The 15,537-nt window shown below is 47.9% G+C and carries 11 protein-coding genes; 4 read left to right on the forward strand and 7 right to left on the reverse strand.

The window, feature by feature from the left end; all coding sequences use genetic code 11:
• Positions 1–138: 138 nt before the first annotated feature.
• The gene (gene tsaD, locus KWJ01_RS18300; protein ID WP_224998421.1) at positions 139–1,140 is read right to left on the reverse strand and encodes a tRNA (adenosine(37)-N6)-threonylcarbamoyltransferase complex transferase subunit TsaD; all 1,002 of its coding nucleotides are present in this window, start codon (positions 1,138–1,140) and stop codon (positions 139–141) included.
• Here tsaD and KWJ01_RS18305 point away from each other — a divergent pair, their 5' ends adjacent.
• Together KWJ01_RS18305 and KWJ01_RS18310 are read left to right on the forward strand one after the other, a co-directional pair.
• A complete protein-coding gene (locus KWJ01_RS18305; protein ID WP_224998422.1) occupies positions 1,141–5,739 on the forward strand; it encodes a translocation/assembly module TamB domain-containing protein in 4,599 nt (1,532 codons plus the stop codon). It begins immediately after the preceding gene.
• Between the two features lie 35 nt (positions 5,740–5,774).
• Positions 5,775–6,608 carry a DUF6089 family protein gene (locus KWJ01_RS18310; RefSeq protein WP_224998423.1) on the forward strand — a complete coding sequence of 278 codons (834 nt, stop codon included), beginning with the start codon at positions 5,775–5,777 and terminating at the stop codon, positions 6,606–6,608.
• A gap of 144 nt (positions 6,609–6,752) precedes the next feature.
• Here KWJ01_RS18310 and KWJ01_RS18315 read toward each other — a convergent pair whose 3' ends face one another.
• The 5 genes from KWJ01_RS18315 to KWJ01_RS18335 form a co-directional block, all read right to left on the reverse strand.
• The gene (locus KWJ01_RS18315) at positions 6,753–7,400 is read right to left on the reverse strand and encodes a sugar transferase (RefSeq protein WP_224998424.1); all 648 of its coding nucleotides are present in this window, start codon (positions 7,398–7,400) and stop codon (positions 6,753–6,755) included.
• Positions 7,401–7,519: 119 nt separating this feature from the next.
• Positions 7,520–8,818 (reverse strand): nucleotide sugar dehydrogenase, encoded by a 1,299-nt coding sequence (locus KWJ01_RS18320; RefSeq protein ID WP_224998426.1) that lies wholly within the window; start codon positions 8,816–8,818, stop codon positions 7,520–7,522.
• A 28-nt stretch (positions 8,819–8,846) separates the two neighbouring features.
• A complete protein-coding gene (kdsA, locus tag KWJ01_RS18325) occupies positions 8,847–9,686 on the reverse strand; it encodes a 3-deoxy-8-phosphooctulonate synthase (protein ID WP_224998427.1) in 840 nt (279 codons plus the stop codon).
• Positions 9,687–9,697: 11 nt separating this feature from the next.
• Positions 9,698–10,276 carry an HAD family hydrolase gene (locus KWJ01_RS18330; RefSeq protein WP_224998428.1) on the reverse strand — a complete coding sequence of 193 codons (579 nt, stop codon included), beginning with the start codon at positions 10,274–10,276 and terminating at the stop codon, positions 9,698–9,700.
• Between the two features lie 28 nt (positions 10,277–10,304).
• The gene (locus KWJ01_RS18335) at positions 10,305–11,849 is read right to left on the reverse strand and encodes a bifunctional GNAT family N-acetyltransferase/carbon-nitrogen hydrolase family protein (protein ID WP_224998429.1); all 1,545 of its coding nucleotides are present in this window, start codon (positions 11,847–11,849) and stop codon (positions 10,305–10,307) included.
• Positions 11,850–12,035: 186 nt separating this feature from the next.
• On the opposite strand from KWJ01_RS18335, the gene KWJ01_RS18340 reads away from it, so the two are divergent.
• Positions 12,036–14,477 carry a penicillin acylase family protein gene (locus KWJ01_RS18340; protein ID WP_224998430.1) on the forward strand — a complete coding sequence of 814 codons (2,442 nt, stop codon included), beginning with the start codon at positions 12,036–12,038 and terminating at the stop codon, positions 14,475–14,477.
• The gene (locus tag KWJ01_RS18345; protein ID WP_224998431.1) at positions 14,474–14,854 is read left to right on the forward strand and encodes a hypothetical protein; all 381 of its coding nucleotides are present in this window, start codon (positions 14,474–14,476) and stop codon (positions 14,852–14,854) included. The genes KWJ01_RS18340 and KWJ01_RS18345 overlap by 4 nt, the downstream gene beginning before the upstream one ends.
• A 104-nt stretch (positions 14,855–14,958) precedes the next feature.
• Here the strand turns inward: KWJ01_RS18345 and KWJ01_RS18350 are convergent, their stop codons facing one another.
• A complete protein-coding gene (locus tag KWJ01_RS18350) occupies positions 14,959–15,480 on the reverse strand; it encodes a DUF4920 domain-containing protein (RefSeq protein WP_224998432.1) in 522 nt (173 codons plus the stop codon).
• Positions 15,481–15,537 lie beyond the last annotated feature (57 nt).

A 15,537-nucleotide genomic window follows, 5' to 3' on the forward strand; every position in this document is an offset into this window, starting at 1 on the left:
ATGAGGTATGAGGTATGAGGTACTGGAACTTTCAAACTTCTACAATAAATCTACAATTCGGCGGCTTTCATATTTCAACATCACTGCTTATAATCGATGTTCGAAACCTCTTACCTCATACCCGTTACCTGAAACCCATCAAAATTTCATTCTTGGCATTGGGCTTACATCCTGCGGGCAAAATTCACCAGCTTTGTACTTATAATGGGCAGCCATGGCAATCATGGCTGCATTATCGGTACAATAAGCCAGGGCCGGAATATAAACCTGCCATTTTCTTTTAGCTGCCTCCTGCTGCAGTGCTTCCCGAAGGCCGCTGTTAGCCGAAACCCCTCCTGCAATAGCAATATGCGAAATATTGGTTTCCTTTGCAGCTTTTCTAAGCTTCCGCAGCAGCATTTCAATTAACGTATGCTGTATGCTTGCACTAATATCGGCCAGGTTGTTCTGAATAAATTCGGGATCCTGCTTTAACCTGTCCTGCAAAAAATACAAAACAGCCGTTTTAATGCCGCTGAAGGAGAAATTTAAACCTGGTACTTCAGAAATGGGAAAAGGAAAAGCTTTGGGGTCGCCCTGCTTCGCCCATTTATCCAGTAGCGGCCCACCAGGATAGGGCAAGCCCATGATCTTTGCAGTTTTATCGAAGGCCTCTCCTACAGCATCATCAATGGTTTCGCCTATAATTTCCATTTTCAGATAATCCTGCACCAGCACCAGCTGTGTATGACCACCGCTTACTGTTAAACACAGGAACGGAAAAGGTGGCTTTGGATCATCAATAAAATGGGCCAGAATATGCGCCTGCATATGGTTTACATCAATCAGTGGTATGTTTAGGGCCAGCGCCAGCGACTTTGCAAAGGAAGCACCAACCAGCAAGGCACCTAATAAACCGGGCCCCCTTGTAAAGGCCACTGCTTGCAGCTCTTTTTTTGTTATATTTGCCTCTTGCAACGCCTTGTGCACCACAGGCACAATGTGCTGTTGGTGCGCCCTTGAGGCCAGCTCCGGTACTACACCACCCCACTGGTGGTGAACCTGCTGGGTAGCCACAATATTGGCAAGTATTTTGCTGTTTTGTATAAGGGCGGCCGAGGTTTCGTCGCAGGAAGATTCAATAGCTAAGATTGTACACATTTGGCGATAGATAACGAAAAAGTATCGCAAGATAAGAAAAACCGCTTTGGCAGGGTAGTCCTTGTGGTGGTAAGCCTATGGGTAGTGCTGATAGGAGGCCTTGTGCTTGCCCTGCAGTTCCCATGGGTGCAGACCCGTGCCGTACAATACTTAACTGAATGGCTTAGTGAAAAAACCGGCTACCCCGTACAGATAGGCCACGTAGCTATTTCCTGGCTCGACGAAATTCAGCTGGATGATGTGCAGGTGCGTGACGACCAGGACAGCCTTATGATTAGTGTAGACCAGCTGCTGGTAGATTTTGACCTCGTAAGTCTGCTACGATCCCCCACCCCAAGTGTGGATGGTGTAAAACTTAGCCGCCCCTATGTGCAGCTTATTAAAAACGGGCCGGATTCCGGCATGAACATCAACCGCTTTATCCGCAACATTCAGGAACTACTGCCTGCAAAAAAAACAAAATCAAGCAAAAATATTCCCTTTGTTATCGATGAAGTGCAGATCAAGGGTGGCAGGTTTGCCTATATCGATCCCCATAAAGATTCGCTAAGGGAAACCTTCGACTATAACCATTTTTACCTGAAGGATATTAACGCCAGCACGGCAGACTTTACTATTCTGGGAGATACTATCCGCACCGATATTGGTTTTCTCACAGCATTTTCGCCCTTCTATGATTTTACCATAGATACCCTTGCTACAGACTTTATATACTCCAATACCGGCATGCTGTTCGATAAACTGCATTTAAGGGCCGGTAACTCTACCCTTAACGACAGTGTGGTATTTAAGTACCGCGACCAGGCTACCCTTGAGTACTTTCAGGATAGTGTGCAAATTTACGCCCGTCTCAGAAACAGCATACTTGATAAACAAGAGCTGGGGGTATTTATCCCGGCACTGGAGACCTATGGCGATACCTACCGGATCAACGGTAACCTGTCGGGCCACATCAGCCAGTTTAATGTAAGTGATCTTGATTTGCGGTTCGGTGATAACAGCAGGCTTAAGGGCTTTATTAGCCTGGATGGTTTGCCAAACATCATGGAAACCTTTATAGAGCTTGATCTGGCCAACTCTTACCTGCACCCCAATGACCTGCAGCCCTACATCGATGATGTTTTCTATGAGAACATACTAAGGCTGGGCAATATGCAGTTCAACGGGCAGTTCCTGGGCTTCCCCAATGACTTTGTTGCCAACGGCACATTTAACACCTGGCTGGGCCTCATCCGATCAGATATAAACCTGAAACTAAGCGAAGAAACAGTTCAGTCTACCTACAGTGGTAACCTGTCGCTCTCGGGCTTTCAGCTGGGCCGCTTCTTTGAAAGGCCCGATCTCTTTGGCACCGTAACAGGACAGGGCAGCATACAGGGCCAGGGGCTTACGCTGGAGACTGCAGATTTAAGGCTTAATGCCAACATCCGCAACATGGTAATCAAAGGCTATCCTTATAAAAATATTACCACAGATGGACACCTGGCTCAAAGCTTTTTTGAAGGTAAGCTATCGGTAACTGATCCCAACCTGCGCCTGGCCGGCGAAGGATCTGTAGACTTGCGCGAAGGGCAAAACAGGATACAGGTGAATGCCCAGCTCGATACCGCTCAATTCCACAAACTGGGCCTCCTGAAAGATTCCTTAACCCTAAGCACCAATGTTGTGCTGGATATCCATGGCCTTGAACTGGATGAAATTACCGGCGATGCCCTGCTGCAGAATCTGTATGTTAACTATAACGGCAGAGAGCTTGTACTGGATAGCCTGCAGGTAAAAAGCCGGCAGGAAGAACACCTGCGTACGCTTAGCCTGCAAACCGACCTGGTAAACCTGGATGTAAATGGCGATTTTGCCTACAGCCAGGTAGCCGATAACCTCCAAAGGCTGTACACAGAGTATATGCTTAACTTCCGCAACAGGGAAGAAGATATACGCGCGTATTATGCAACCAAGGAAGATCCCGCCACTTACGAAAAATACAATCTTAACTTCGGCCTGCTCCTGAAGGATGCCAACCCGCTGCTACGCTTACTGGAACCTGGCATTTATGTTTCTGAAAACACTGTGGTGGAGGGGCGTTTAACAGGCGGGTACACCTCCATTCTCTCTGCAAACACCACTATCGATACCCTGCTCTGGAACGAGAACAGGCTCTATGATCTTGAGGCGGAAATAACATCCTCCAAGGTGGCAGATAGTACCGAAGTACTGGCCATGGCCTTTCTTAGCTCTCCCAGCCAGCAGTTTTCCGGAATAAGCGCCACCCGCGATCTTGTAACGGAAGCCATCTGGAACGAAGACCGTATAGAATTTACCGGCAGCCTTGCGCAGGCAGAAGGCGATAATTATGCTGCCATCAATGCCGACCTGTTCTTCCTACAGAATGAAACGCATATTCGCCTCCGTAACACCGAGACTAAGCTGCTTGACAATATCTGGCAGGTTGCCGGCGATAACCTGGTGATTTTTCGGGATGATGTGGTGGAAGTACAGGGGCTTGAGGTGTTTCATAATGATCAGTACATCAGGGCAGAAGGCACCCTCTCCCCTGCCCCGGAAGATACCCTGCTGGTAAGCGTACACGATGTACAGCTGGCTAACCTTAACCCCATTCTGGACCAGAAACTGCACGGATTGGTGAATGGAGATCTGCAGCTGCGCGAAGTATTGGGAAAACCTGTTTTCAAGGGAGAGCTTAAAATTGACTCCCTTACGGTAAATGAGTTTCTGGCCGGAGATTTTTTACTCCAGGCCGACTGGGGCAGTGTGGAAGAGCGCCTGTCTGTAAATATTCTGGGCAACCGGCAGGGGCAGCAGATCCTTACAGCCAAAGGATACTACAATCCTTTTGCCACAGATAATATGCTTAACCTTGAGGCGGAGTTTGATAGTGCCCCCCTAAACCTGCTGGAGCCCTTCTTTGGCGATATGTTCTCGCAGTTTAAAGGTACAACCAGTGGCAAGGTGGTGGTACTGGGCACTCCTTCTTACCCGATCTTAAAGGGTAGCGGACTTGTGAAAGATGGTAGTTTACGGATCAACTACCTGAATACCTCCTATAATTTTGAGGGTAACATCTTATTCTCTGAAAATGAAATTGGTTTTCGTAACCTGCAATTATTTGATACAGACGGAAATCCTGCCTGGCTAAGTGGCGGCGTATTCCATGATGGCTTTACCAACTTTGTAATTGATCTTAAAGCAAGGCTGCAGGCCACCAAAGTGTTAAACACTACCTTTGCCGATAACGAGCTGTTTTATGGCACTGCCTATGCCACCGGCAATGTAGAAGTGCTTGGGCCTGCTAATAACTTATTTATTTCTGCCAGCGCCCGTTCCGATAAAGGCACCAAAATATTCATCCCTATTGATTTTAAGAATGAAGTTGGCTCGCAGAACTACATAAACTTTGTGAGCAACAAAACAGACAGCAGCTTAGTGGCTGCAAGCAGCCGCCAGAAGATCAACACCACGGGCATCAACCTGGATTTTGACCTCGATATAACCCCAGACGCTTACATTGAAATAATATTTGACCTGCGCGCAGGTGATATTATCCGGGGCAGAGGCAATGGTAAACTGGAGCTTGATATCGATACCGAAGGTGATTTTACCATGTTTGGCTCCTACGAGATCGAGCAGGGAGCCTATAACTTCACCCTCTTCAATGTTATTACCAAAGAATTTATCATAGAGCCTGGCAGCAGCATTCGCTGGGATGGTGACCCCTACGGTGGTTTGCTTGATATCCAGGCGAGCTATCAGCAAATGGCATCTGTAAGAAGCGTGCTTCCTGCAGATGAAAGAGACAAAGCTTCGGCCCAGAGACCTTATCCTGTAGAGCTGCAAATGGACCTGAAAGGAGACCTGATGGCCCCTGATATTCATTTCGACATTGCCATTCAGGATTATTCAGCAGAAATAAGCAATGGCATCAATGGTTTTTTGAGCCGGCTGGAAACAGATGAACAACTCTTAAACAGGCAGGTTTTTAACCTGCTCGTGCTTCGTCAGTTTGCCCCAATTGACTATGGCAACAGCTTTAATGCAGCTAGTTTTGGATCACAGACAGCAATCAGCAGCATCAGTGAGCTGCTGGCAAATCAGTTTACCGCGCTGGCCAACCAGCTCGATGAAAACCTGCAGATCGATGTAAACTTCAACCTGAACTTCGATAACCAGTTTCAGCAGGATGCCCTGAATACCTTCCAGCTGCGCTTGAGTTATACCTTCCTGAACGGACGCCTGCGGGTAACACGCGATGGTAGTATCAGCAGCAGCAATAACATCAACAACAATAATGCAAATAATGTAATAGGCGACTGGACGGTAGATTACCTCCTAACACCCAACGGGCAGTTCAGGGTTAAGGTATTCAACAGGGCCAACTACAACAGCATTACAGCCAACTACCAGTTTTCTAACTATACACAGGGCGTTAGCATTTTCCAGACCAAGAGTTTTGATACATTTAAAGAACTCTTCCAGAAAGAAAAGCAAGAAACACCACCTGCACTTCCCCTACCTGACAGTATGCCACAGGAGTTGATTCTGATGGAAGAAGAAAGACGGCAGGAACCAGCCCAGGAGAATTGATAATTTAAAAGTTCATTTATTATTCCTTATTGCGGATGAGGTCATATTTACTGCCACTCCTCTTAACAGCATTGCCCATACTGGCTTCGGCACAACGTTATTATCCTACCGGCATTCAAGCCAGGGAGCTTATCGGCATCAGCGTGGGCACCACCGCCTACTACGGCGATATTGAAGGTGCCGGAGGATTCAGGGGAGCTAACCCTCATCTTGGCTTAAGCTATGAGTACCGCTTTATGCCTCATTGGGGAGTACGGGCAAGCAGCAGCTGGTATAAAATAAGCGCTGCGGATGCTAAGTCCGAAAGCCCTGTGCTACAGGCGAGAAATCTGTCCTTTTCCTCCTCCAACCTTGAGTTTAGTGTTCTTGCTGCAGGATACCTTCTTCCCTACAATTCCTCCGACTACCTGAGCAGCAAGAAGTTTAATGCTTATGGATTACTGGGTATAGGTGCTACCCTCTTTAACCCAAAGGCATATTATGGAGAGGAAAAACGCGCACTGCGTAGCATACAAACCGAAGGAGTCCGGTATAGCCGGGTAGCACTGGTTGTACCCTTCGGCGGGGGTATTCAATATCGTATTGCCAGCCTTTTTGATGTATCGCTGCAGGCCACCTATCATTACACATTTACTGATTTCCTGGATGATTGCAGCACAGTTTACAGGGATCCTGCTTCTTTTTCTGACCCGGTAGCAGCAGCCCTGGCAGACCGCAGGCCAGAGGTTGGCCTGGAAAAAGCATCAGCAGGCTCTGTTAGAGGAAATCCCGAGGTGAAAGACAGCTATGCCATGCTTAGCCTGAGGGTACAGTATTACCTGCTACGCTACCATTTCAGAGGACGCGAGATAAAAAAGCTATACCAGTAAATAAGTGTAGTTGTATCTTTGAAAGGAGCAGAAGCACTCTGCAGGTACCCAGCTTTAAACTACCAGCTATACTTCTTTCCAGCACCATGCTATAGCAGTAATACAGTTGTAGCAGATATCATTGCCGGGGCCGGTACCTTGGACTTAACGGACTACCAATTCTTCGGAAGAGAGGTAAGGAGAAGCTGATTCGGCATTGGTGGTACTGTGCACTGGCTTTTTACCGAAATTAGTGCGCTGCCCTTCCAGCACAGAAAAGGCTGTTTTAGTCAGAATGGTGATATCAAGCTTAAAGCTGATGTTCTTTACATACTGCTGGTCGTAAAACATTTTCTGGTACCAGCCAATTTCATTTCGGCCCTTTACCTGCGCCAGGCCTGTTAAACCGGGCTTTACCTGGTGTCTGCGTGCCTCCTGTGGCGTATAGAGCGGTAAGTATTCCATCAGCAGTGGCCGTGGGCCTATCCAACTCATATCCCCTATCAGGATGTTATAAATCTGCGGAAGTTCATCCAGGGAGTAATCGCGCAGAAATTTCCCCCAGCGCGTTTGCCGTTCACCATCGGTGAGGGCAACACCATTCCGTTCCTCTTGGGGCATCAGGGTAGAGAATTTGTAAAAAACGAATGGCTTACCTGCAAAGCCAGGCCTTAGATGGCTATAAAATACCTGCTGCCTGTACACGACTGCCGAAATAAAAGCAATCACAAACCCTACCGGCACTACCAGGGGCAATACCAGCAGACAGACTAGCAAATCAAATAAGCGTTTCCCGTGCGGATTATACCTCATACCAAACACTAACAGCCATAAAAAGCGCAAGGTTCATTATGTATATGGGTAGCAATATACAAAAAAGCTGCTCATTTAGGAGCAGCTCTTAATTACAGTAATTTTTCAGGAAAAGATAATTAGAGGCTCTGGTATGCCAGTCCATTAGCTTTTCCACGCATGATTCCCTTAACATCATAAAGTAAACCACCATCTATCAGCAGGTCTTTTATCAAGTCCATGCCTTTGTTTTCATACTCCCGATGGTTTACTGCCAGAACAACAGCATCGTATTTTCCTGATGGTTTATCCACCAGCCCAAAACCATACTCATGCTGGAGTTCCTCACTATCTGCATAGGGATCTGCCACATCTACATTCACCAGGTAGCTTGCCAGCTCCTGTACAACATCTGCCACCTTGCTGTTGCGAATATCGCTTACATTTTCTTTAAAGGTAGCACCCAAGACCAGCACCCGGCTTTGTTTCAGTGACTTATCCATGCGAATGATATGCTGCACTACACTTTTAGCAATCAGGCTGCCCATGCTATCATTAATGGTACGACCCGACAGAATCACCTTGCTGTGGTACCCCAGCTCGCTGGACTTGTGTGTAAGGTAGTAGGGATCCACTCCTATGCAGTGCCCGCCCACCAGGCCCGGCCTGAAAGGCAGGAAATTCCATTTAGTTCCGGCTGCTTCCAACACCTCAAAGGTATTGATGCTCATTTTATTGAAAATGATGGACAGCTCGTTCATGAGCGCAATATTTACATCGCGCTGAGTATTTTCTATGATTTTAGCAGCCTCGGCCACTTTTATGCTGGAAGCACGATGAACGCCTGCCGTTATGATAGAACCATATACCTGTTCTACTACCTGTGCAGACTCTTCGTCACATCCGGAAACTACCTTTACAATCCTGGTAAGGGTATGTTCTTTATCGCCCGGGTTGATGCGTTCAGGAGAGTAGCCAACCTTAAAATCGTCGCAGAACTTTAAACCGGAAAGCTCTTCAAGTACCGGCACACAATCCTCTTCTGTACAACCCGGATATACCGTTGATTCGAAAACTACATAATCGCCTTTTTTAAGTACTTTGCCTACTGTGTTGCAGGCGCTAAGCAGGGGGCGCAGGTCAGGGGTTTTATGTTCATCAATTGGGGTTGGCACCGCCACCACATAAAACCTGGCTTCCCTGATTTCTTCCAGATCAGCTGTAAAGTAGATATCGGTATTCTCAAATTCTTCAGCTGCAAGCTCTTTACTGGGATCAACTCCCCTGCGCATGAGGTCAACCCGCTTTTGGTTGATATCGAAGCCAATAACAGAAAATTTTCTGGCGAATTCCAGGGCAATGGGCAGGCCCACATAGCCAAGACCTACTACACATATTTTAGCTTTTTTATTTTGCAGGTCTTCGAAGAAAGTATTCATAAGTATGTTACGAGTTCGGGCGGTTAAATTAGAAATTTTTAAAGTCTTTTGATGATTGCCATATATTTAACAACATCTGGAGAAAATGTTCCATCTGATGTAGCGGAATCATGTTAGGTCCATCACTCAAAGCCTTTTCTGGCATAGGGTGTGTTTCTATAAAAAAGCCATCTACACCAACAGCTGCAGCTGCACGGGCCAGGTAAGAAGCAAACTGCCGCTGCCCTCCACTGATGCCGCCCATGCCTCCAGGTTGCTGTACACTATGCGTAACATCAAAAATAACAGGTGCATACTGGCGCATAACAGGCAGGGCTCGCATATCTACCACCAGGTTATGGTAACCAAAGGTAGTGCCCCGCTCACACAGCAGCACATTCTGGTTGCCGGTTTCTTTTACCTTTGCCACCGCATACTGCATATCTTCAGGAGCCATAAACTGCCCTTTTTTGATATTAATGGCTTTTCCACTCTCTCCTGCAGCCAGGAGTAAGTCAGTCTGGCGGCAGAGGAAGGCAGGTATCTGCAGCACATCCACCACCTCAGCAACCTCCGAAATCTGCACCGATTCGTGCACATCTGTAATTACCGGCACCCCCACATCTTTGCGGATACGTGCCAGCGTTTGCAGGGCATTGTCCATGCCTACGCCGCGAAACGAAGAAGCAGAGGTACGGTTGGCTTTATCGAAAGAAGCTTTGAAGACATAGGCAATGTTTAGCCTGCGGCAGATATCGGCCATGGTGGTAGCCACCTCCATACACAGGTCGTAGCTTTCCACAGCACAGGGGCCTGAAAGAAGTACAAGCTGGTCCTTACCGGTTTCTACGCCTTCGGCCAGTTTTACGGGGGTATCAAATATTTTCAAATCTTTGCTGATTATGCTTTCTTATTAGTCTTGCCCGCATCGAACTGCAGGTAGTTTTCCATGGCTTCCTCAAAGATGCCCCTGGCAGCCATCACCAGGTCTCCAACCTCGCGAAACACACCCCCACCCCCAATGCTGTTGGTAACCAAATGCGCATGCATCCGCACATAAGGCTTGGCGTCGGCAGGGCATACAGCAAGCCCGCAATGCTTCAGAATGGGAATATCAATGATGTCATCGCCCAGAAAGGCCACTTCTTCATCCTTGAAATTATACTCCTCCAGGATAGACCTGTACTGGCTTACCTTGTCTTTAATGCCGTGGTAATGCACATCCAGCCCCAGCTCTGTCATGCGGTTTTTCACCACCTGCGAGGAGCGGCCGGTAATAGCGCCTGTAAAGATACCTGCCCACTGGAGCATTTTCATGATCTGGCCATCCTTTACATTAAAGATCTTATACTCATTACCGCTGTTGTCGTAAATAATGCTGCCCGCCGTAAGTACCCCATCCACATCGGTAATGATGGCTTTTATACGGGCGGCACGCTCCACTACATCTTTGGGATAAGCCTGAAGAAGTATCTGCATCTAATCAAATATTTTTTCAAAACTACAGCTATTTGCGCAGAAGTTTCCATTTGATGGAATACAAATCGAGCCGGCGCTGCTGCAGGTTGCGCACACTACCCTGGGTACGCAGCTTTTTGAGCAGGTCGAGATCGAGGTCTACAATGAGTGTAGTTTCGGTATTAGGGGTTGCTTCTGCCACAACGGCATCGTGCGGAAACGAAAAGTCTGAAGGTGAGAACACCGCCGACTGCGAATACTGAATATCCATATTTTCTACCCGGGGCAGGTTACCCACACTACCGGTAATGGCTACATAGCACTCATTTTCGATGGCACGTGCCTGTGCACAACGGCGCACCCGCAAGTAAGCATTTTTGGTGTCTGTCCAGAAAGGTACGAACAGGATGTCCATGTTCTGCTCTGCCAGAATACGGCTCAGTTCCGGGAATTCCACATCATAGCAGATCAGTATGCCTATGCGACCTGCATCGGTTTCAAAAACACTTAGCTGATCGCCGCCCTGCATACCCCAGAAGCTAAACTCATCTGGTGTAATGTGCAGTTTGTACTGCATATCCATGGTACCATCCCGGCGGGCCAGGAAAGACACATTGTAAAGTTCTCCATCATTGTACATTGGCATGGATCCACAAATGATGTTGATGTTATAGCTTACAGCCATATTGAGCATTTCATCGCGGATACGCTCTGTAAAGTCCGAGAGCAAACGAACCGCATCAGGCGCATTTACTTCGTTGAACAGGGCCATCAGTGGTGCGTTGAAGAACTCGGGGAACATCACAAAGTCGGCATTGTAGCTACTTACCGTATCTACAAAAAACTCTACCTGCTGCAGCAGGTCCTCTACAGAACGCACGCGGCGCATCTGCCACTGCACCAGCCCAGCGCGTACCAGTGATTTACGTCGGCCAAAGGCTTTGTCTTCTTCCTCGTAATACACATTGATCCACTCCAGCAGGGTTGCGTAGGCCTTACTGGCTTTATCATCCGGCATGTAGCGGGTCATTACCTTGCGCACGTGGAATTCGTTGGCCAGCTGAAAGCTTAGCACGGGATCATAAATCTCCTTTTTGCGTACTTTCTCAATGTACTGCTTTGGCGTTAGCTTTTTGTGGTAATTGGCATAACCCGGAATACGGCCACCGGCAATGATAGCACGCAGGTTCAGGTTTTCGCAAAGCTCCTTACGGGCGTCATAAAGGCGCCGGCCCAGGCGCATACCCCGGTAATCCGGATGCACAAATACATCGGTACCGTAGAGGGTATCACCCTCGGGGTCGTGGGTATCGAACTTGCCGTAGTTGGTAATCTGATCGTAGGTATGCTGATCTCCAAAGTCTGAATAATCAACAATAATGGATAGTGCAGCGGCTACCAGCTTGCCCCTGTCTTCTATACAGATCTGCCCTTCCCTAAAAACCTTTAACAGGTTGGTAAGTTCTTTTTTGGTCCAGGCGCCACCTACTTTGGCGTAGACCATGTTCATGATTTCTTTTATATCGTCGTAATCCGACAGCTTGATTGTTCGTAACTTTAATCTATGTTCTAATTCCTGATGATTCTCTACCATTCTTATGGATGTTAAAAATTATGGCTGATGGTGGTGTAAAAGTACACAGCCTTTACCGTAAGTAAAACGGCAACAGCCTTTTCTAATAAACAATGCCGAAACAACTGCTTTTTGTTTTTATTCCAGCTATCTTAACTTTAATCACAGCAAAAAAATTTTAGCTGGTATAGTCCAAAAACTCTGCCTATGAAGCTCCTGCTCACTTTCATTAGTACGGTACTTTTAGTAATTGCGTTGGACAACCGTCTTGGGCAACTTCCCCCATTAGGCCGTTTCCTGGATCCTATAAACGGTTTTTATCAAAATGCAGTTCCGCCCGCTACTGCTTCAGATTCTGATTCTTACAGTTTACCCCAGCTACAGCAACAAGCTTCTGTTCATTTCGATGAATTTATGATCCCCCATATAGAAGCTGCCACAGCACACGATCTGTATTTTTTACAGGGCTATGTAACTGCCAGCCACCGGCTATGGCAAATGGAGGTACAAACACATTTTGCTGCAGGCCGGCTAACCGAAATTCTGGGAGAAAACATGCTGGCCACCGATCGCCTTACGCGCCGTAAAGGTTTGCCTGAAGGCGCAAAGGCTGCGCTGCAGGCCATGCTGCAGGATCCTGCCTCTGCCGAAGCAGTACAGGCCTATGCCGATGGCGTGAATGCCTACATAGGCAGCCTCAAATACCACAGCCTGCCCTTCGAGTACAAGTTGCTGGATTACACTCCGGAAGACTGGACTCCCTATAAATCTGCCCTGCTGCTGATGTACATGGCCGAAGACCTCTCGGGCTACGAAGTAGACCTGGAAAACACCAACCTGTTGCGACTGTTAGGGCAGGAAAACTTCAACCTGCTTTATCCTGACCGGCTTCCGGGTAGTGACCCCGTTATCCCTGCCGGCACGCCCTGGAATTTTGAGGCACAGCCGATTACCGTGCCGCCTGCAAATTATCCCGATCTTGCCATAACCGATACAATAGGGAAACCAGACCCTGCTAACGGAAGTAACAACTGGGCGGTAAGCGGCAGCAAAACAAGGAGCGGCAATCCTATTTTATGTAACGACCCGCACCTTTCACTCAACCTGCCCTCTATCTGGTACTCGCTGCAGCTGAAAGGTCCCGGTCAAAATGTGTATGGGGTTAGCCTGCCCGGTGCTCCAGGTATCGTCATAGGCTTTAACGACAGCATTTCCTGGGGAGTAACCAATGCCGCCAGGGATGTTAGGGACTGGTACCGGGTTCAGTTTAAAAACAACCAGCGCAACGAATATGCCTACAATGGCAATTGGAGAAAAGCCGATAAAAGGGTGGAAAAATTTAAGCTGCGCGATGGCTGGTTCTGGGAATCAAATGATCCCTTTTATGATACCATCGTGTACACACATCATGGACCGGTGGTCTACGATAAAAATTTTCCACAAAAAGAGGAACAACAAAGCTTTGCCATGCGATGGGTGGCGCACGAACCTGGCAACAGCCTGAAGGCCTTTCTATTGCTGAACAGAGCAAACAATGTGGAGGATTATATTGCAGCCTTGAGCCATTATAAATCGCCGGGGCAAAACTTTGTGTTTGCTTCTGTAACTGGCACCATTGCCATGAAAGTGCAGGGAAGATACCCTGCAAAATGGAAAAACCAGGGCCGTTTTCTGATGGAGGGCAGCAAGCCGGAATATGAATGGCAGGGCTTTATACCAGATGAACAAAATGCGTTTGTTATAAACCCCGAGAGAGGCTTTGTAAGCTCTGCCAACCAGGTACCTGCAGACAGCACCTACCCCTATTATGTGTATGACCAAACCTATGAGCACTACCGTAACAGGCGCATCAATACAATACTACGGCAGCTGGATAGTGCAAGTGTACAAGACATGATGCAGCTGCAAAATGACAATTACCACCTCAGGGCTGCTGAAACGCTTCCCTGGATGCTCGGCAAGCTAAACACAAATTTACTGAAGCCTGATGAGCGCGAGGTGCTGCAACTGCTACAGCAGTGGGATTACGAGGCTACCGCAGAACAAACTGCTCCAACAGCCTACCACATCTGGTGGAACGAGCTGCGCGACCTTACCTTCGATGAGCTTGATTCCCTGGAGGTAGCCGTTATCAAACCCTCTGATGCTGCAACAGCTTACTTCCTCCGGAACCACCCTGAACATCAGCTGATAGACATTGCCGGCACGCCGGAAAGAGAAAGCCTGCAGAATCTGCTGCTGCGTTCTTACAGGCAAATGGTCGAAAAGCTGGAAGAATGGGAACAAACAGAACAAACTGCTGCTACCTGGGGCAACTATAAAAAAAGCAGCATACGGCACCTTACTGGTCAGGAAGCCTTAAGCCATGTAAACATGCAGATTAACGGCGGCCGTGGCATTGTTAATGCAAACAGTGGCCGCCATGGTGCCTCCTGGCGTATGGTGGTGGAGATGGGCACACCAGTACAGGCCTGGGGCATTTATCCCGGAGGCCAGTCTGGTAATCCGGGCAGCCCCCACTATGATGATTTACTGGAATCATGGCGAAAAGGGGAATACAACAGGCTTTATTTTATGACACCTGCTACGCCTTTCAAAGACAAGATTATGTATACAAACACCTATTTACCCACCGCAGAAGAAAGATGAAACTGGCAATCAAAATAGCCCTCATAGCATTTTTTAGCTTTTGGGCAGAACAAATATTCCCCTGGTGGTCGGCATTGGTGTGTGCTGCAGTAATCTCTGCGCTCATTCCTACCACCAGCTTAAGAGCCTTTATGAGCGGATTTACCGCGGTGGGTCTTCTATGGCTGGTGTGCGCCCTGATTTTTAGTGCGCAGACAGATTTTGTGCTAAGCAGCCGGGTGGCCAGCCTCTTTGGTGTGAACAGTTCAGCTTTTATTATCTTTCTAACCACCCTGATTGGTGGCATAGCCGGAGGTATGGGGGCCCTCTGCGGTAACCAGCTAAGAAAAACAGTGCAGTACAAAGCTGCCTACAGGAGCCGGCATGCAGAATATTAGCTGCTTAGGCATTTAACAGATCCCTACCGGCATGATCTGGGCAGAGCAACGAGCAGCTGTTATTTGTTTGTTGCAAGCTAATGCCCGCTTACGGGCTGTGGGAGTTACCGCAGGGGCCAAATCCTGACACCAACAGCCTCGAAGGTGTAGGCAGTGTCTGGCTGCTGAATGGCTGCAATTTCTGCGGCCGATTTTCCAGCATCTTCAGCATAATGACGCTGCTCCTCCACACTGCTCACTTCTCTTTTCAACACACCTTCCATTACCACCTGTTCTCCTTTCAGATCTTTGGGCACAAAAAAGCCATAGTCCTTGAAGGTAACACGCATGCTTTCTCCTGTTTCAAGGTCCACCGTCATCCAGCAGCCTTTTTTAGTACAGCTGGAAAGCGCTGTACCACTAAGGGTAAGGTACAGGGAATCCTGCTGCTGCAGAAGTACCGGCACCTGGCTGGCTGGTTTCGCCTCTTCAGCAGAAATTTCTCTGCCATAACTGTTGGCAACAGGTGTATTCTGTAAAGCATTTGCTTCAGCAGCTGTTTCTTCTGTTGAGGCCTCGGTAGTTGCAGGGGTCTGGCAAGCCGCCACCAGGAGTAACAGCCCAAGGCTTAATACTGTGTTTTTCATGCAGCTAGTATAACAGCCATATAGCTAATACCCAAGTGCTGAGGCATTTTTAATCAT

The sequence above is a fragment of the Cesiribacter sp. SM1 genome (genome assembly GCF_020178975.1).
Taxonomy (GTDB): Bacteria; Bacteroidota; Bacteroidia; order Cytophagales; family Cyclobacteriaceae; genus Cesiribacter.

Excerpts from the sequence above, each read along its gene's own strand:
- tsaD (WP_224998421.1), bottom strand. The coding sequence starts at position 1,140 with ATGTGTACAATCTTAGCTATTGAATCTTCCTGCGACGAAACCTCGGCC.
- KWJ01_RS18310 (WP_224998423.1), top strand. The coding sequence starts at position 5,775 with ATGAGGTCATATTTACTGCCACTCCTCTTAACAGCATTGCCCATACTG.
- KWJ01_RS18315 (WP_224998424.1), bottom strand. The coding sequence starts at position 7,400 with ATGAGGTATAATCCGCACGGGAAACGCTTATTTGATTTGCTAGTCTGT.
- KWJ01_RS18320 (WP_224998426.1), bottom strand. The coding sequence starts at position 8,818 with ATGAATACTTTCTTCGAAGACCTGCAAAATAAAAAAGCTAAAATATGT.
- KWJ01_RS18330 (WP_224998428.1), bottom strand. The coding sequence starts at position 10,276 with ATGCAGATACTTCTTCAGGCTTATCCCAAAGATGTAGTGGAGCGTGCC.
- KWJ01_RS18335 (WP_224998429.1), bottom strand. The coding sequence starts at position 11,849 with ATGGTAGAGAATCATCAGGAATTAGAACATAGATTAAAGTTACGAACA.
- KWJ01_RS18340 (WP_224998430.1), top strand. The coding sequence starts at position 12,036 with ATGAAGCTCCTGCTCACTTTCATTAGTACGGTACTTTTAGTAATTGCG.
- KWJ01_RS18345 (WP_224998431.1), top strand. The coding sequence starts at position 14,474 with ATGAAACTGGCAATCAAAATAGCCCTCATAGCATTTTTTAGCTTTTGG.
- KWJ01_RS18350 (WP_224998432.1), bottom strand. The coding sequence starts at position 15,480 with ATGAAAAACACAGTATTAAGCCTTGGGCTGTTACTCCTGGTGGCGGCT.